The following is a 16,709-nucleotide window of genomic DNA, read 5'->3' on the forward strand; positions in this document are numbered from 1 at the left end:
AGGCAAGGCGGGTGTATCAGGAGTGTCTGTACAAGAACCGCATAGTGGTCAGATGACGAGGACATTGAGTCCTTGCCGGGTTGTCTGAGCGTAGGTTGAGCCGTGGGCGGAGTTGCTGCCGCGAACCCTCGTGCTCTGACAAGCGCTATCCTTGAGCCTTCCTTCCGCTGCCAGAGCCCACCCATGCTCGATGTTCAAGCCGTCCGCAAAAGCTACGCCACGCCCCAGGGCCCGTTGATGGTGTTGCAGGGGGTCGACCTGCACCTGGAGCAGGGCGGCAGCCTGGCGCTGATGGGCGAGTCGGGCAGTGGCAAGAGCACCTTGCTGCATCTGATCGCTGGCCTGGACAAGGTCGATGGCGGCAGCATCCGCATCGGCGGGCAGCAGTTGGAGCGGATGAACGAGAACCAGTTGGCCAACTGGCGGCGCACCGAAGTAGGGCTGGTGTTCCAGCAGTTCAACCTGATCGGCAGCCTGCGGGTGGAGGACAACCTGGGGTTCCAGGCGCGGCTGGCCGGGCGTTTCGATGGGCGTTGGCAGGCGCAGTTGGTGGAGCGCCTGGGCCTGGGCGATCTGCTGCGGCGTTACCCGGAACAACTGTCCGGCGGCCAGCAACAGCGGGTGGCCCTGGGCCGGGCCCTGGCCGGCAAACCGCGGCTGTTGCTGGCCGACGAACCCACCGGCAGCCTCGACGAAGCCACCAGCGACGATGTGCTGCAGCTGTTGCTGGAGCTATTGGCCGAGACCCCCACCAGCCTGTTGATGGTCACCCACAGCCAGCGCGTCGCCAGTCGCCTGGGGCGGATCGCGCTGCTGCATGGCGGGCGTCTGGCCGGCGCGGGCGAGCGCTGAGGTGCGGGTGTTCTGGCACAGCCTGCGGGCGCTGCTCAGCCATTGGCGGCGGCACCCGGTGCAGTTCTTCAGTGTGCTGACCGGGCTGTGGCTGGCCACTAGCCTGTTGACCGGGGTGCAGGCGCTCAACAGCCAGGCGCGGGACAGTTATGCCAAGGCCAGCCAGTTGATCGGCGGCGCGCCCCAGGCCAGCCTGGCCACGGCCAATGGTGCGCCGTTTTCCCAGGACCTGTTCGTCGGCCTGCGCCGGGCCGGCTGGCCGGTGTCGCCGGTGGTGCAAGGCCGGCTGACGCTCAAGGGCCATGCACAGCAGCGCCTGCAATTGCTCGGGATCGAGCCGCTGTCGTTGCCGGCCGGTGCGGCGGTCGCCGGCCAGGTGCTGGACTCCGCGCGCATGGTCGAATTCGTCAGCCCACCGGGCAGCACCTGGATCGCCCCGCAAACCCTGCAAGCCCTCGGCTATCGCGAAGGCGATCGGCCGGTGACCGCGAGCGGCCAGCCACTGCCGCCGCTGCACAGCCAGGCGGACATGGCGCCGGGGTTGCTGCTGGTGGATATCGGTTTTGCCCAGCCGCTGCTGGGGTTGCCGCAGCAGATCTCACGGCTGCTGTTGCCGGCGGATTTCACCGCCAGCGCGCCGGCCTTGCCCGATGCGTTCAAGGGCCTGCTGGTGCTCAAGCGCGGCAGTGAGGAAAACGATCTGGCGCGCCTGACCGAAAGCTTTCACCTGAACCTGGATGCCCTGGGTTTCCTGTCGTTCCTGGTGGGCCTGTTTATCGTCCACGCCGCCATTGGCCTGGCCCTGGAGCAGCGGCGCGGCCTGCTGCGGACCCTGCGCGCCTGCGGGGTCAGCGCGCGGATGCTGATCGCCTGCCTGTGTGTCGAACTCGGTGGCCTGGCCTTGCTCGGTGGGCTGGCCGGGGTGCTTAGCGGGTACCTGCTGGCCAGCGTGCTGCTGCCGGATGTCGCCGCCAGCCTGCGCGGCCTGTATGGCGCCGAGGTGGCGGGGCGGTTGAGCCTGAGCCCCGTGTGGTGGTTGAGCGGCATCGGTCTGAGCCTGCTCGGCGCCTTGCTGGCGGGCGCCAACAGTTTGCTGCGGGCGGCGCGTTTGCCATTGCTGGCGCTGGCCGATCCCCAGGCCTGGCACCAGGCGCATGCGCGTTGGCTGCGGCGTCAGGCCTGGGTCGCCACGGCCCTGATAGCGCTGGCGGGCGCGGCCTGGACCTGGGGTAACAGCCTGGGCAGCGGTTTCGTGCTGATGGCCGGCTTGCTGCTGGGCGCGGCCCTGGGTCTGCCGGTATTGCTCAATGGGTTGCTCAGCGCGCTGCTCGGGCGCAGCCGTTCGGTGCTCGGGCAGTGGTTTCTCGCCGATTGCCGGCAGCAGTTGCCGGCCCTGAGCCTGGCGTTGATGGCGCTGCTGCTGGCCCTGGCCGCCAATATCGGCGCCGGCAGCATGACCGCCGGTTTTCGCCAGACCTTCGCCGACTGGCTCGACCAGCGCCTGAGCGCCGAGCTGTACATCAACCCGCAGACCCCGGCGCAGGCGCGGGAGCTGCAAGGCTGGCTGCCTGAGCAGCCTGCCGTTGCCGCGGTGCTGCCGGTCTGGCAGGTGGCGCTGCAACTGCAAGGCTGGCCGGCGGACCTGTACGGGGTGATCGAGCATGCCAGCTACCGCCAGCACTGGCCCTTGCTCGAAGCCCTGGGCGAGCGGCCCTGGACCCAGCTGGCCAGCGCTGACACCTTGATGCTCAGCGAGCAGACGGCGCGCCGGCTCAAGGTGCGGCTGGGCGATCGGCTGGAGATTCCCGTGCCGGTGGGGCAGTGGGCGCCGCAAGTGGTGGCGATCTACGCCGACTACGGCAACCCCAGGGGCCATCTGCTGGTGAACGCCGAGCACTTGCTAGCGCACTGGCCGCAGCTGACACCCAACCGCTTTAACCTGCGTATTGAGCCAGCCGCCGTGGCGCCGTTGGTAAGCGCCTTGCAGCAGCGCTTCGGTCTCGACGACAGCCGCATGGTCGAGCAGGCGCAGCTCAAGGGCTGGTCGAGCCAGGTATTCGAACGCACCTTCGCCGCCACCGCCGCACTCAACAGCCTGACCCTGGGGGTGGCCGGCGTGGCGCTGTTTATCAGCTTGCTGACCCAGAGCCAGAGCCGCCTAGGCCAGCTCGCGCCGCTGTGGGCGCTGGGGGTGAGCCGGCGCCAGTTGATGCTGCTCAACCTCGGGCAGACCTGGTTGCTGGCGCTGCTGACCTTGCTCCTGGCGCTGCCCCTGGGCATCGCCCTGGCCTGGTGCCTGGACACGGTGATCAATGTCCAGGCCTTCGGTTGGCGCCTGCCGTTGCGGGTGTTTCCGTTGCAACTGGTGCAGCTGCTGGCCCTGGCGGTGCTGGCCACCTTGCTCGCATCGGCCTGGCCGTTGCTGCGGTTGTATCGCAGCCAGCCGGCGGATCTGCTCAGGACCTTTGCCCATGAAGATTGAACGGCTGCCTGGCCTGTTGCTGGCGTTGGCCCTGTGCGGTTGCGATAAAGGCGACGAGCCGGCGCAAGGTTTCGCCGGCCTGGGCGAGGATACCGCGGCGTTCACCCAGGTGGTGCCGGGGCGGGTGTTCAGTTTCCCCGCCGACCATGGCGTGCATGACGGTTTTCGCATCGAGTGGTGGTACCTCACCGCCGACCTCAGGGCCAGCGATGGCCAGCGCTTCGGCGTGCAGTGGACGCTGTTTCGCAGCGCCTTGCGCGCCGAACCCGACCAGCCCGGCTGGCAGGCGCCGAATGTCTGGCTGGGCCACGCCGCGGCGACTTCGGCCACTGCCCATCACGCCGCCGAACGTTACGCCCGCGGCGGGGTGGGGCAGGCCGGGGTGACCGCGCAGCCGTTCAAGGCCTGGATCGACGATTGGAGTTTCAGCAGCCAGTCCGCCGACGCCAACGCCGACCCTCTGGCCCATATGCAACTGCAAACCAGCGGCGCGGGTTTCGCCTACCGCTTGCAGCTGCGCAGCGACCGGCCCCTGGTGCTCCAGGGCGAGGCGGGCTACAGCCGCAAGTCCGAACAGGGTCAGGCGTCCTATTACTACAGCCAGCCGTTTTTCCAGGCCAAGGGCAGCCTGCAGATCGACGGCCAGACCTATCAGGTCAGCGGCCCGGCCTGGCTCGACCGCGAATGGAGCAGCCAGCCCCTGGCGGCCGGGCAGAGCGGGTGGGACTGGTTCTCCCTGCACCTGGACAGCGGCGAACGGCTGATGCTGTTCCGCGTGCGGGAAAACCACAAACCGCCCTACATCACCGGCACCTGGATCGAGCCCGACGGCCGCACCCAGACCCTGCACAAGGACGATATCCAACTCACCCCGCTGGAGGACTCCAAGGTGGCGGGGCGCACGCTGCCCACCCGCTGGCGTTTGCGCATTCCCGGCCACGGCCTGGATATCAATGCCGAGGCGCTCAACCCCAAGGCCTGGATGAACCTGCGCATTCCTTATTGGGAAGGGCCGGTGCAATTGAGCGGCAGCCATGCCGGCAGCGGTTATCTGGAAATGACCGGTTATTAACGAGGTATTCGTGAGTGCCGGTCATTAGTTATTTGCCCAATATTCATTTATCTCTCGCGTCAAACTGTGAATGGTTTTCTGTTGAACTAATAAAGTGTCGATTCATGATTTCGACTCAATATTCTTTTCCCCTGTGCAGCATTTATCTTTTTTCGCAAAGACGGAGAATTCGCTCAACTTAAATATCACTGAGGTTCTCCGTCATGTTCAGCCTGAAAAAATCCGCAGCCCTGTTCCTTGCCTTGCTGGCCTTGTCTTCCGTGGTCAGCGTGCAGGCCGAGGAGTCCGGTGCCTTTGTCGAAAGAAACCGCGCACTGAGCGCGGGCTCGGCACAAAACTGAAGTTTAAAGTTCAAGTGGCCGCTGCTGGAAAGTAGGCGGCCGACTCTTTTGTGTGGCTGAAAACTGGGTTGCAAAGTTGTTCGCCAACCCCGGAGAAAGTTATGAAACCAAGATTATCCGCGATAAAGTCCAGACCCTTGAAGTTTGCCGCGTTGTCGGCCATCGGCCTGGCGCTGCTGTCGGCGTTGTCCGGCTGCGGTCCGGATCAGGTACTGGCCCCGCCCGTGCCGCCGACGGTTTCGGTGAGCCAGCCGGTGAACCGGCAGATCATCGATTGGGACAGTTTCACCGGACGTTTCGAGGCTACCGATTCGGTGGAAGTGCGTTCGCGGGTCAGCGGCTACCTGGAAAAGGTCGCCTTCACCGACGGCGCCATCGTCAAGAAGGGCGACCTGCTGTTCGTCATCGATTCGCGCTCCTTCCAGGCTGCGGTGGTCCAGGCCCAGGGCAAGCTGGCCCAGGTACGTTCGCAGCTGGCCCTGGCCGAGCAGGAGTATGCCCGGGCCAAGGTGCTGATCGAATCGAAGACCATTGCCCGCAGCCTGTATGACCAGCGTTTGCAGGCGCGGCAGGCGGCCCAGGCCGAAGTCCTGAGCGCCGAAGGCGCCTTGAGCAATGCCCGGCTCGACCTGGAGTTCACGCGCATCACCGCGCCCATGAGCGGGCGGATCAGCCGCAAGCTGATCAGCGAAGGCAACCTGGTCAACGGCGGCAACAATAATGCGACCCTGCTGACCACCATCGTGTCCCTGGACCCTATCGACATCTACTTCGATATCGATGAGCAGAGCTACCTCAAGTACCGCCGCCAGGAGCAGGGCACCGGGGGCCAGAACCTGGTGCGCATCGCCTTGCCGGGGCAGAGCGAGCCGACCCTGAGCGGGCGCATGGACTTCATCGACAACCGCCTCGACCCGTCCACCGGTACCCTGCGCCAGCGCGCCCGGGTGGCCAACCCGGACCTGCGCCTGAGCCCGGGGCAGTTCGGGCGTGTGCAGTTTTCCGGGCGCCCGAGCTATCAGGCGCTGTTGCTGCCGGACACGGCGATCAGCGTCGATGCCACGCGCAAGGTGGTCTATGTGCTCAATGCGCAGAACCAGGTGGAACTGCGTCCGGTGCAACTGGGCAAGCTGCATGACGGCCTGCGCGAAGTCGCCAGCGGCCTGCGGCCCGAGGACCGGGTAATAGTCGATGGCATCCAGCGGGTGCGCGTCGGCGAGACCGCGACCGCCAGCGAGCAGGCCCTGGCGCTGGCGCCTAAGGCCTCGGCCAGCGAAGGAGCGCCGCTATGAACCTGGGGAAAATCTCCGTCGAACAGCCGGTGCTGGCGATCGTGCTGTCCATCGTGCTGATGATCGTCGGCGGCCTGGCCTACCTGATCCTGCCGACATCCGAGTACCCGGACATCGCGCCGCCCACCGTGGTGGTGCAGGCAACCTACCCGGGCGCGTCGGCGCAGACCGTCGCCGAGACCCTGGCGATCCCCCTCGAACAGGAGGTCAACGGCGTCGAGGACATGCTCTACATGTACAGCCAGGCGACCTCCGATGGCAGCCTCAACCTGACCGTGACGTTCAAGAGCGGCACCGATGTCGACAAGGCCCAGGTGCTGGTGCAGAACCGCGTGGCCCTGGCCACGCCGCGCCTGCCGGAGCCGGTACAGCGCAGCGGCGTGTCGGTACGCAAATCGTCGCCGACCCAGCTGTCGACCATCTTCATTTCCTCGCCCAAGGGCACCTACGACCAGCTCTACGTTTCCAACTTCGCCATCCGGACCGTCGCCGATACCCTCAAGCGCATCGACGGCGTGGGCGACATCAATCCGCTGGGCGCCCGTGAATACTCCATGCGCATCTGGCTCGACCCGGAGCGCGTGGCGTCCTTCAACCTGACGCCGGCGGACATCATTGCCGCGGTGCGTGCGCAGAACACCCAGGTGGCGGGCGGGGTGATCGCGCAACCGCCGGTGGCGTCCCAGGCCTTCCAGCCGAACCTGATTTTCGAAGGCCGCCTGAAAGAGCCGGCGGATTTCGACAACATCGTCATCAAGTCCGGCAGCGCCGGGCGCCTGGTGCGCCTGAAGGATGTGGCGCGCACCGAAATCGCCGGCCTGGCCTACGTCAACAACACCTATTACCTGCGCCACCCGGCCATCGGCTTGCAGGTGTTGCAACGTCCCGGCGCCAATGCCCTGGCCACCATGAAGGTGGTCGAGCAGACCATGCAGGACCTGAGCAAGGAATTCCCCGAAGGCATCGAGTACAGCATTGGCTACAACCCCACCGCGTTCATCGCCGACAGCATCGGCGAGCTGGGCAAGACCATCTACGAGGCGGTGATCCTGGTGGTGCTGGTGATCCTGGTATTCCTGCAAGGCTGGCGTCCATCGATCATCCCGATCCTGGCGATTCCGGTGTCGCTGGTGGGCACCTTCGCGGTCATGGCCATGCTCGGTTACTCGATCAACAACCTGACCCTGTTCGGCCTGGTGCTGGCGGTGGGCATCGTGGTCGACAACGCCATCGTCGTGGTGGAAAACGTCGAGCGCCATCTGGCCGAAGGCAAGAGCCCGTTGCAGGCCACGCTGATCACCATGCAGGAGATTGGCGGCGCGCTGGTGGCGATCACTCTGGTGCTCTGCGCGGTGTTCATTCCCACGGCGTTCATTCCGGGGATCTCCGGTGAGTTCTTCCGCCAGTTCGGCATCACCATCGCGGTGGCCACGGCGATCTCGCTGTTCAACTCGGTGACCCTGTCGCCAGCGCTGGCGGCGATGATTCTGCGACGCCACGACCCCAAGGCGCATCAAACGCCACGGCGCGGTGTGGCCGGCCTGCTCAAGCGCGCAGCGGAGGGCTTCAACCGCGGCTTCCTCAAGCTTTCGGTGGGCTATGCCGGCAGCGTGCGGGCCCTGGTGGCGCGGACTCCATTGATGCTGGCGATCTACGCGGTATTGATCGCGGCCACCGCCTACCTGCTGGTGTCCACGCCCAAGGGCTTCATTCCGGCCCAGGACCGCGGTTACCTGGTGGTGATCGTGCAACTGCCGGAAGGCGCTGCGCTGGAGCGCACCAATGAGATTTCCCGGCAGATCGAAGCCATCGCCCTGCAAGTGCCGGGTGTCGACCGGGTGCCGACGTTCTCCGGGTTCTCCATGGTCACCGGCACCAGTTCTTCCAACTCGTCCGGCCTGGCGCCGGTGTTCGAGCCCTGGTCCAAGCGCAAGCTGCGCGGCCTGACCTCGGACAAGATCGCCGCCGACCTGCGTGAGCGCCTGAAAGTGGTCAGCGGCGCGTCGGTGATTGTCGCCACGCCGCCTCCGGTCCAGGGCCTGGGCAGCACCGGCGGCTTCTCCATGCGCCTGCAGGACCGTGCCGGCCTGGGCAGCCAGGCCCTGGCCAAGGCCACCGAGCAACTGATCGCCGCGGCCAATGCGACCCAGGGCATGACCGGTGTCTACTCGCCGTTCTCGGCCCGTACGCCGCAGGTGTTCGTCGAACTGGACCGTGAGCGCGCCGAGATGCTCGGGGTGCCCAGCAGCCAGATCAACCAGGCCATAGAGACCTATTTCGGCTCGACCTACATCAACGACTTCAACCTGGTGGGGCGCACCTATCGGGTGACGGCCCAGGCGGACTTGTCGTATCGGGTCACGCCAGAGGACCTGGCGCGGGTCAAGGTGCGCAACGAGGCCGGCGACATGGTGCCGATCGCCAGCGTCACGCGGTTGCACGAGTCGCTGGGGGTCGAGCGCTTCCCACGTTACAACCTGTTCCCGACCGCGGAAATCAACGGCGATACCTTGCCCGGACTGGGCTCCGACTTCGCCCTGCAAACCATGGAGCGCCTGGCCGGGCAGACCCTGCCAGCGGGCATCACCTACCAGTGGACCGACCTGAGCTACCAGCAGACCACCGCCGGCAACATGGGCCTGCTGGTATTCCCGCTCTGTGTGATCTTCGTCTACCTGGTGCTGGCCGCGCAGTACGGCAGTTGGAGCCTGCCGCTGGCGATCCTGCTGATCGTGCCCATGTGTCTGCTGGCCGCCGCCGGTGGCGTGCGCCTGATGGGCCTGGACATCAACATCCTGACCCAGATCGGTTTCATCGTGCTGGTGGGGCTGGCGGCGAAAAACGCCATCCTGATCGTCGAGGTGGCGCGCCAGCAGGAACAGGACGGGCAGGGCATCGTCGATGCCGTGGTGGAGGCTTGTCGCCTGCGCCTGCGACCGATCCTGATGACCTCCCTGGCCTTCATCCTCGGTGTGCTGCCGCTGGTGCTGTCCGAGGGCGCCGGTTCGGAAATGCGCCAGGCGGTCGGTTCGGCGGTGTTCTTCGGCATGATCGGCGTGACCCTGTTCGGCCTGCTGTTCACCCCGATCTTCTATGTCCTGATCCGCCGTCTTGCCGGGGGCGAGCGGCGGTCGCAGGACTTATCCAGCGTCTCTGCTTCGGGAGTGGTCCATGAATAACCTGCTGCGTTTTCCCACCCTGGCCTTTACCGCGGCGCTGCTTGCGGCCTGCGCCGCACCGACCTTGCCACCGGCTGTCGAGGCGCCCGCCGGGCGTTTCGTCAATGCGCCGCAAATACCGGCGGCGGGCATTGCCGAGCAATGGTGGACGCTGTACCACGACCCCTTGCTCGACCGCCTGGTGGCGCGGGCGCTGGAGGAAAACCTCGACCTGCAGATTGCCCTGGCGCGGATCGATGCCAGTCGTGCCTTGCGCGGCGTCGCGGCCGCCGGCGCGAGCCCTGAGCTGAACCTGGGGGCCAGCGCCGCCCGGCAACGGATCTCGGCGGACCAGGCCGGGTTCAGCGAACCCTTGATGACCGAGCCGCTGAGCCTGGGTCTCGACGCCTCCTGGGAGATCGACCTGTTCGGGCGGATTCGCGAAGGTGTGCGGGCCGCCGATGCCGACCTGCAGGCCAGCGCGGAAGAAGCGCGCGGGGTCAAGGTGGCGCTGGTCACCGAGGTGGTGCAGGCCTATGCCCAGGCGCGGGGGCTGGAAGAGCGCCTGAGCATCGTGCGGCAGAACGCCGAGAGCCAGAGCCGCACCCTGCAACTGACCGAGCAGCTGTATGCGGCAGGCAGCAGCCCGCAGGCCGATCTGCTGCGGGCGCGTTCCCAGTCGGAATCCACTGCGGCCCAGGTGCCGGCCCTGCAACTGGAGTGGCAGCGCTCGTTGCACCGCCTGGCAGTGCTGCTGGCGCAGCCGAGCGAGGCGCTGTACCAACAGTTCGCCGCCAGCCCGACGCAACTGAGCGAGGTGGATCTGGTGGATGCCGGCACCCCGGCCGACCTGCTGCGTCGGCGCCCCGACATCCGCGCTGCCGAGGCCCGGCTGATCGCTGCCTACGCGCGGGTCGGGGTGGCCAAGGCCGACCTGCTGCCGCGCCTGAGCCTGTCGGCGGCCCTGGGCTCGCTGGTCGACGGTGTCAGCGCCGCGAACCTGGCCAGTTCGACTTTCTGGCTGGCCGGTATCAATGCCAGCATGCCGCTGCTGGACGGCGGACGCCGGCGCGCGGTGGTGGAGCTGCGCGATGCCGAGGGGCGCCAGGCCTTGCTCGGCTATCGCCGTACCGTGCTCGGCGCGGTGGCGGAAGTCGAGTCGGCCCTCGCCGCAGCCCGGCGCAATGCCGAGAGCCAGCAGCATCTGGCCAGTGCCGCGGCGCAGGCCAGTTCGGCGGCGCAGCAGATCCAGCGTTCCTGGGCCGCCGGTGAGGCGCCGTTTCTCGATGTGCTGCAGGCCCAGCGCGTCGAGCTCACGGCGCAGAACGCGCTGTCGCGGATCAAGACCGCGCAATTGCAGAACCAGGCTGTGCTGGTGCGGGCGCTCGGTGGTTGAACGGGGAGCAACGAATCTGTGGTTCGCGGCGGCGTAGGCATTTACAGCGTCTATGCTCAAGCGGCACCGCGCACCTGAACGGCGCGGGTCTTGTCTTCAATTACAGGGATGAATGTCTATGAAGCCGCTTCACTCTCTGGCCAAAGCCGTTGCCTTGGCCACTCTGTTGTCTGCTGCCAGCCTGCATGCCCATGCCGCCGACATTCCGTTGGCCGGTACCGTGGAGGCCGATGAACTGGTGACCAAGGTGCTCTCCGTGGATGCCGCCAAGCATCGCGTGGTGCTGGAAGGCGCGCAGGGCCAACCGGTGCATGTGCAACTCAGCGATCAGGCCAAGGACCTGGGGCATTTGAAGGTGGGCGACCAGGTCAATGTGCGGGTCACTCACGCGGTGGTGGCGGTGCTGGACACCAATGTGGAAAAAGGCCTGCCGGATTCCGCCGAGCGCACCGGGGTGATTCGCGCCACCAAGGACAACCCCAACCCGGGCGGTGAAGCCTATCGCCAGGTACAGGTGCAACTGAAAATCACCGACATCGACCTGAAGAACAACCAGCTGACCTTCCAGGGGCCGGCGGGCAATAAGAAGGTCCTGGCCGTGGAAAAACCGGAAGTCCAGGCCCGGCTGAAAGACCTCAAGGTCGGCCAGAGCGTGGTGGTGACCTATACCGACGTGTTGCAAGTTACGACCCAGCACGAAGGTTGATTGAGAGCGGGCGCTGGTCGCTGTGGCGGCCGGCGCGCGGATCTCGGGAGGTCCGTGCGGGGAGTTGAACGAAGGTGAGCGAAATAAAAAAAATTTCGCCAGCTTTGTGTTCAGAATTCTTCAGAATATGTGCACGGACTTTCTTTTCCTGTTCGATTAAAATAGTTCTCGTTCGCCCGGTGCAAGGGCTCTTTACCGGTGCATGGATTGCCAGGCCAGAGCACTGGGCGAACACCCTCTTCGGGGTTTCCGCCCCACCATTTCCGCCATTGCGTTCATGCGACTTGCGCAGGTTCGACGCCTGTTGCCAGCGGTTGCCAAGCACTCTCGGCTCTCTCCAGCAAGACTCTTTACCGACACAGCCTGTTGTTTCATTGCCTGCCGCCTGGGTCGGCTTCAGCCTCGGGACACGGTGGTGCACAGCTGCAGGCCCAGCGCGCGCATGACCTTGACCACGGTATCGAAGCGCGGCTTGGCGCCCGGGGCAAAAGCCTTGTAGAGGCTGGCCCGGCCCTGGCCGGTGGCCTTGGCAATCTGCGTCATGCCCCGCGCCCTGGCGACATGGCCCAGGGCGCGGATCAGTTCATCGGTATCGCCATCGGCCAGGACCTGGGACAGGTATTCGCTGATCGCCTGGTCGCTGTCGAGCAGGGCGGCGATGTCGAAGGCAAGCAGTGTGTCGGACATATCAGAACTCCTTGGCCAGGTAACGGGCCTGGCAGATATCGGCAGGCTGGGTGGACTTGTCGCCGCCCAGCAGCAGGACGATCAGCGTATTGCCGCGAACCGTGAAATAGAGGCGGTAGCCGGCGCCCATATTCACGCGCATTTCCGAGAGACCGCCGCCGAGGTTTTTCACATCGCCCAGGTTGCCCGCCGAAGCCCGCTCGATACGCCGAGCGATGGCTATCCTGGCGCGCAGGTCCCGTAGTGTGGTGTGCCATCGGGCAAAGACGGTCGTCTGCAGGATCTCGTAATTCATGAGAACTGTATCCACATAGAGACAAAATAAAAAGGTGTAATGACCCCCAGGCGACTGACGGTGCACCTGAAGACGTCATGGGAAGGTAAGCAGGAGGGGAGTGGACGAGGCGGGCTGTTTCGTATCGGCATGTTGTCGATCAGGGTTGCCGAAACACCCTGTAGCCATTGCCCTGTGGTGGCTGCTGGAAAGGGCCAGCATCAGCCATTCTGGCTGATGCTGTGGGACGCAAAATCAGAGAGCGGGCAGGCCCAGCGCCGTGGCGCATGCCTGGAGCGAGCGCTGTTGGGTGTCGGCGTACAGCTGCAGTTCATCGATGGTCGGGCGCCCCAGGGCCCGCTCGAAAGCCTGCCGGTTGGAGTGGCCGGCGTAATGGCTTTGCGCATCGTCGCCCAGGTTGGACTGGAAGATCCCGGCGGCGCTGACCGGCAGGAAGTCCTCGTACACCAGCGGCTCGGCCCGCACATGCCCGGCGTGGATCAGCGCCTCCAGGTTCGTCGGTCGATCCGCCTGTTGGCGCGCGGCCAGGCCTTGTTCGCTGACGAAGTAGCGGAAGTACGCCAGGCCCTGTTCGCGCATGGCCTCGTGGTCATCGGGAAAGGCGCGGAAGTGTTCGGTCATCAGGGTGTTGTAGCGCTGGGCATTGGCTTCGTTGGGAAAGTCCCCCAGGGTGTCGCGGGCGGCGTTCAACAGCTGGTCGTACAGCGCCCGGCCCTTGGGGGTGAGGGCGGCGCCGCGCTGTTCGATCTCGCCGAAGCGCGCGCTGTGGCTGCCGCGGCTGTCGGGCTGGTCGGTGAAGGCCACGGCTTCCTCCAGCGCCTTGAAGCTGGTCTGGCGCAAGAGGATCGGGCATTCCCGGCGCGGCGGGCCTTCGATCACCGCCTTGGGGGTGATGCCGTGGGCCGGCATCAGCGCTTGCACCTGGTCGATGTCCAGGGTGCGCGGCGTCAGGTGGTTGATGTGCGGCCCCTTGAACGCCACCACGTCGGCGATCAGCCGGTGCTGGGCGCTCAGTTGCTGGTACTGCCCGGCTGTGACCGTGGCGCTGTGGTGCCAGCGGAAGGTTTCCAGGGCCTGCTCGACGAATTCCCCGGCGGCGCGGTCGTCGAGGCCGCCCTGGGTTTCGGCCTGTTCGATCAGGGCCAGGGCGCGCGGGGTGAAAATGCTCCGGCGGGCCAGCACCGATTCGGCGAAGCTACGCAATTGCGGGTTGTCGATCAGTTCCAGGCGCAGCAGCGAAGTGAAGACCCGGAACGGGCTGACCTGCAAGGCGCTTTCATGCACCGCGCGAAAGGCCGTGGAATGCACCGGTACCCCGGCCGGGGTGAGGTCGTAATAACCCACCGGCTGCATGCCCATCACCGCGAACAGGCGGCCCAGGGTCGCCAGTTCGGTGGCGGTGCCGACGCGAATGGCGCCGTGGCGCTCCAGGTCCAGGCGCTGGATTTCGCCGGTGCTGCGCAGCTGCCGGGCGATCCTCTCGTCGCTGTCCAGGACCCCGGCGTTGACCTGGGCCACCAGCTCCATCAGGGCACCGTACAGCGGCACTTCCTCGCGGTACATGTCCGACATCGCCCGTGAAAAACGTTGGCGGATCAGGTCTGGGCTGACGAAGCTCTGCAGGCTCATAAACAAGGATTCCCGGCGTAGTGAGACAAAGAGGGTAGTGGTGTTGGCTGGGCCTGATTCTGGTTGGCGCGGGGTGTACTGACAAACGAAGTTTCTTCCGGACTTCATTCTGCAAATGAATGCAGGCGGGCAGGGTGGCTACGTGCAGCTGGACCGATGGCATCCGCTGGTTTCACTCAGGCAACCCGCAGCGCTTTCCGGGGGCTGAGCGGTGATGGCGATTTGCCGTTGCGCTGATAGACTTCTGAACACGACCGCATTCCATGGCTTGCGTACCGTTCAACGGAGGCGACTTGGCCTTGACGCCGCACAACGGAGGAAAGGGACTTTCACTGGCCAGGAGGCTGTACAAAACGCGAATTCTAGGGCTGGCCCTGGGGTTCTTCTGCGTGGCCGCGGGCATATACCCGCTGCATCCATCGCCCTGGGTCTGGGCGTTCATGTCGTTCAACGCGTTCATCTGGCCGCACCTGGCGTACCAGTGGGCGCGCTGCTCGCCAGTGCCGTTTCGTGGCGAGCATCGCAACCTGCTGGTGGATGCCTTCCTCGGCGGGTTCTGGGTGGCGGCCATGCATTTCAATCCGCTGCCGACCACCACCACCCTGTCGTTGATGGCGATGAACAATATCGCCCTGGGTGGCGTGCCCTTTTTCCTGGCCGGTTGTCTGGCGCAGATGCTGGGAGTCGCGCTCGGGCTGCTGCTGTTCGGCATCGGGTTCGAGGCCCAGACCAGTGCGCTGCAGCTCTATGCCTGCTTGCCGATGCTGACCCTGTATCCGCTGGCCCTGGGGTTTATCTGCTACCAGCAGGCCAATGTCCTGTCTCGGCACAAGCGCGAATTGCTGGCCCTGAGCCGCACCGACAGCCTGTCGGGCCTGCTCAACCACGGGGCCTGGAAGGACCAGCTGGAAATCGAGTTCCAGCGTTGTCGGCGCCAGGGGACGAACCCGAACCAGGGCGGCGCCATCGCGCTGATCGACATCGATCATTTCAAGGCCATCAACGACACCTACGGCCATGTCGCCGGCGACATCGTGTTGCGCCAGCTGAGCAAGCTGCTCAAGCAGAACCTGCGGATCAGCGACCTGGCCGGGCGTTATGGCGGCGACGAGTTCTGCGTGATCCTGCCGGACGTGCCGCTGGAGCATGCCGCCGAACTGATGGAGGCTTTGCGTTGCCGTTTCGGCGGATTGGGCTATGAGCAGAGCCCGGCCCTGGAGGTCAGCCTGAGCATCGGCCTGGCCGCCTATTCCCCGGACCATAGCGATGCCCTGGACTGGTTGAACGATGCCGACCAGGCCTTGTACGAGGCGAAGACCACCGGCCGCAACAAGGTCAGCTGCCGCCGCGGCGGCTGCTCGTCGAAGGTCCTGCTGAACTCCTTGTAAGGCCGTTCGCAGAGCATTGCGCCAGCATGGAGGGGGGCGAATTTGTCAGGTAGGGTGGGCGGGCACCTTCCGACACGAAACAAGGACCGATTCATGACGCAGACTTCCCCTCGCTCATTGCTGGCCGCCCGTATCGGCCTGACCCTCGCCCTTGGCCTGCTGGCCACCCACGCCAGCGCCGCCCCCCACCCACAAGTGCAGAACGATGCGCAGCAATACCAGGGCGACGCCCTGAAACTGTTGGAGCGCCTGGTGAATATCGACTCGGGCTCCGGCTACGAGGCGGGGCTGGACCAGGTGAGCGACATCGCCATCGCCGAGCTGAAGAAGCTTGGCGCCAGCATCGAAAAAGTCCCCAACGGCACGGCCGGCGGCAGCCATGTGCTGGCCACGCTCAAGGGCACCGGCAAGGCCAGGATCCTGCTGATGGCGCACATGGACACGGTGTTCAAGGAAGGCACCGCGGCCGAGCGGCCGTTCCGTATCCAGGATGGCCGCGCCTATGGCCCGGGAGTGATGGACGACAAGGGCGGCATCGTCGCCGGGATCTACGCGCTGAAGGTCCTGGATAACCTCAAGTTCAAGGACTACGCACAGATCACCTTCCTGCTCGATGCCAGCGAGGAAACCGGTTCGGAGATCGCCACCGAGCTGATCAAGAAAACCGCCAAGGCCCACGACGTGACCTTGAACCTGGAACCGGGGCGCCCGGCCGATGGCCTGGTGGTGTGGCGCAAGGGCAGCGCCACGGCGCTGGTGGAGGTCAAGGGCAAGGCGGCTCACGCAGGCGTCGCGCCGGAGCTGGGGCGCAACGCGGCGATGGAGGCGGCGCACCAGATCCTGCAACTGGGCAAGCTGGGGGATGAAGAGAAGAAAACCACCATCAACTTCACCGTGCTCAAGGCCGGCGACCGGACCAATGTGATTCCCGACCAGGCCACCGCCAAGGCGGATGTGCGGGCGGCGGTGCCGGAGGAGTTCGACCGCATCGAGAAGGATCTGGCGCGGGTCTCGGCCAACAAGCTGATCGCCGACACCGAAGTCAAGACCACCTTGCAGCGCGGTTTGCCGCCGATGCCGCAGACCGAGAAGTCCGATGCGCTGGTGGCCATGGCCCAGGGCATCTACGGCGAGCTGGGCCGCAAGCTGACCATCGAGGGCAGCGGCGGGGCGGCGGACTCCAGCCTCTCGGCCGGCGTCGGCACGCCGACCCTGGATGGCTTCGGCATCGTCGGCGGCAATATCCACACCCCCGAGGAGTACGCCGAAGTCGAGAGCGTGGCGCCGCGGATCTATCTGCTGGCGCGGATGATCATGGAGCTGTCGGCCAAGCATTGATTGCAGGAACAGACGCACTGCATTTTCTGCATGGCCGGACCCTGTAGCCGCTGCCGAGCCCGCGAGGCTGCGA

At 65.7% G+C, this 16,709-nt stretch carries 13 protein-coding genes; 10 read left to right on the top strand and 3 right to left on the bottom strand.

The features are described 5' to 3' along the window. Window positions 1-183 precede the first annotated feature (183 nt). From C4K27_RS11190 to C4K27_RS11220, 8 genes are all read left to right on the top strand, one after another. A complete protein-coding gene (locus tag C4K27_RS11190; RefSeq protein ID WP_053260466.1) occupies window positions 184-852 on the top strand; it encodes an ABC transporter ATP-binding protein in 669 nt (222 codons plus the stop codon). Then, window positions 818-3,334: an ABC transporter permease gene (locus C4K27_RS11195; protein WP_238437626.1), complete on the top strand. Its 2,517-nt coding sequence runs from the start codon at window positions 818-820 to the stop codon at window positions 3,332-3,334. Before C4K27_RS11190 ends, C4K27_RS11195 begins: the two co-directional genes overlap by 35 nt. Then, on the top strand, window positions 3,324-4,406 hold the full coding sequence (locus tag C4K27_RS11200; protein WP_053260467.1) for a lipocalin-like domain-containing protein: 1,083 nt from the start codon (window positions 3,324-3,326) through the stop codon (window positions 4,404-4,406). Before C4K27_RS11195 ends, C4K27_RS11200 begins: the two co-directional genes overlap by 11 nt. A 203-nt stretch (window positions 4,407-4,609) precedes the next feature. Beyond that, window positions 4,610-4,747 (top strand): hypothetical protein, encoded by a 138-nt coding sequence (locus C4K27_RS31210; protein ID WP_164485835.1) that lies wholly within the window; start codon window positions 4,610-4,612, stop codon window positions 4,745-4,747. 101 nt (window positions 4,748-4,848) lie between these two features. After that, window positions 4,849-6,039, top strand: a complete 1,191-nt coding sequence (locus C4K27_RS11205) for an efflux RND transporter periplasmic adaptor subunit (protein WP_053260468.1) — start codon at window positions 4,849-4,851, stop codon at window positions 6,037-6,039. Then, window positions 6,036-9,218: an efflux RND transporter permease subunit gene (locus C4K27_RS11210; protein WP_053260469.1), complete on the top strand. Its 3,183-nt coding sequence runs from the start codon at window positions 6,036-6,038 to the stop codon at window positions 9,216-9,218. The genes C4K27_RS11205 and C4K27_RS11210 overlap by 4 nt, the downstream gene beginning before the upstream one ends. Then, the gene (locus tag C4K27_RS11215; protein WP_053260470.1) at window positions 9,211-10,593 is read left to right on the top strand and encodes an efflux transporter outer membrane subunit; all 1,383 of its coding nucleotides are present in this window, start codon (window positions 9,211-9,213) and stop codon (window positions 10,591-10,593) included. Before C4K27_RS11210 ends, C4K27_RS11215 begins: the two co-directional genes overlap by 8 nt. Window positions 10,594-10,711: 118 nt before the next feature. After that, window positions 10,712-11,299 (top strand): hypothetical protein, encoded by a 588-nt coding sequence (locus C4K27_RS11220; protein WP_053260471.1) that lies wholly within the window; start codon window positions 10,712-10,714, stop codon window positions 11,297-11,299. A gap of 396 nt (window positions 11,300-11,695) precedes the next feature. Here C4K27_RS11220 and C4K27_RS11225 read toward each other — a convergent pair whose 3' ends face one another. The 3 genes from C4K27_RS11225 to hglS form a co-directional block, all read right to left on the bottom strand. Further along, window positions 11,696-11,986, bottom strand: coding sequence for an addiction module antidote protein (locus C4K27_RS11225; RefSeq protein WP_053260472.1), 291 nt, complete (start codon window positions 11,984-11,986; stop codon window positions 11,696-11,698). Window position 11,987: 1 nt separating this feature from the next. Further along, the gene (locus C4K27_RS11230) at window positions 11,988-12,281 is read right to left on the bottom strand and encodes a type II toxin-antitoxin system RelE/ParE family toxin (protein WP_053260473.1); all 294 of its coding nucleotides are present in this window, start codon (window positions 12,279-12,281) and stop codon (window positions 11,988-11,990) included. Between the two features lie 234 nt (window positions 12,282-12,515). After that, window positions 12,516-13,910 carry a 2-oxoadipate dioxygenase/decarboxylase HglS gene (hglS, locus tag C4K27_RS11235; protein ID WP_053260474.1) on the bottom strand — a complete coding sequence of 465 codons (1,395 nt, stop codon included), beginning with the start codon at window positions 13,908-13,910 and terminating at the stop codon, window positions 12,516-12,518. A 263-nt stretch (window positions 13,911-14,173) separates the two neighbouring features. On the opposite strand from hglS, the gene C4K27_RS11240 reads away from it, so the two are divergent. After that, window positions 14,174-15,298, top strand: a complete 1,125-nt coding sequence (locus C4K27_RS11240; protein ID WP_053260475.1) for a diguanylate cyclase — start codon at window positions 14,174-14,176, stop codon at window positions 15,296-15,298. Window positions 15,299-15,391: 93 nt separating this feature from the next. After that, window positions 15,392-16,636 (top strand): M20/M25/M40 family metallo-hydrolase, encoded by a 1,245-nt coding sequence (locus C4K27_RS11245; protein ID WP_053260476.1) that lies wholly within the window; start codon window positions 15,392-15,394, stop codon window positions 16,634-16,636. Window positions 16,637-16,709 lie beyond the last annotated feature (73 nt).

Source organism: Pseudomonas chlororaphis subsp. chlororaphis (assembly GCF_003945765.1).
GTDB lineage: Bacteria > Pseudomonadota > Gammaproteobacteria > Pseudomonadales > Pseudomonadaceae > Aquipseudomonas > Aquipseudomonas chlororaphis.

Excerpts from the sequence above, each read along its gene's own strand:
- C4K27_RS11190 (WP_053260466.1), top strand. The coding sequence starts at position 184 with ATGCTCGATGTTCAAGCCGTCCGCAAAAGCTACGCCACGCCCCAGGGC.
- C4K27_RS11195 (WP_238437626.1), top strand. The coding sequence starts at position 818 with ATGGCGGGCGTCTGGCCGGCGCGGGCGAGCGCTGAGGTGCGGGTGTTC.
- C4K27_RS11200 (WP_053260467.1), top strand. The coding sequence starts at position 3,324 with ATGAAGATTGAACGGCTGCCTGGCCTGTTGCTGGCGTTGGCCCTGTGC.
- C4K27_RS31210 (WP_164485835.1), top strand. The coding sequence starts at position 4,610 with ATGTTCAGCCTGAAAAAATCCGCAGCCCTGTTCCTTGCCTTGCTGGCC.
- C4K27_RS11205 (WP_053260468.1), top strand. The coding sequence starts at position 4,849 with ATGAAACCAAGATTATCCGCGATAAAGTCCAGACCCTTGAAGTTTGCC.
- C4K27_RS11210 (WP_053260469.1), top strand. The coding sequence starts at position 6,036 with ATGAACCTGGGGAAAATCTCCGTCGAACAGCCGGTGCTGGCGATCGTG.
- C4K27_RS11215 (WP_053260470.1), top strand. The coding sequence starts at position 9,211 with ATGAATAACCTGCTGCGTTTTCCCACCCTGGCCTTTACCGCGGCGCTG.
- C4K27_RS11220 (WP_053260471.1), top strand. The coding sequence starts at position 10,712 with ATGAAGCCGCTTCACTCTCTGGCCAAAGCCGTTGCCTTGGCCACTCTG.
- C4K27_RS11225 (WP_053260472.1), bottom strand. The coding sequence starts at position 11,986 with ATGTCCGACACACTGCTTGCCTTCGACATCGCCGCCCTGCTCGACAGC.
- C4K27_RS11230 (WP_053260473.1), bottom strand. The coding sequence starts at position 12,281 with ATGAATTACGAGATCCTGCAGACGACCGTCTTTGCCCGATGGCACACC.
- hglS (WP_053260474.1), bottom strand. The coding sequence starts at position 13,910 with ATGAGCCTGCAGAGCTTCGTCAGCCCAGACCTGATCCGCCAACGTTTT.
- C4K27_RS11240 (WP_053260475.1), top strand. The coding sequence starts at position 14,174 with ATGGCTTGCGTACCGTTCAACGGAGGCGACTTGGCCTTGACGCCGCAC.
- C4K27_RS11245 (WP_053260476.1), top strand. The coding sequence starts at position 15,392 with ATGACGCAGACTTCCCCTCGCTCATTGCTGGCCGCCCGTATCGGCCTG.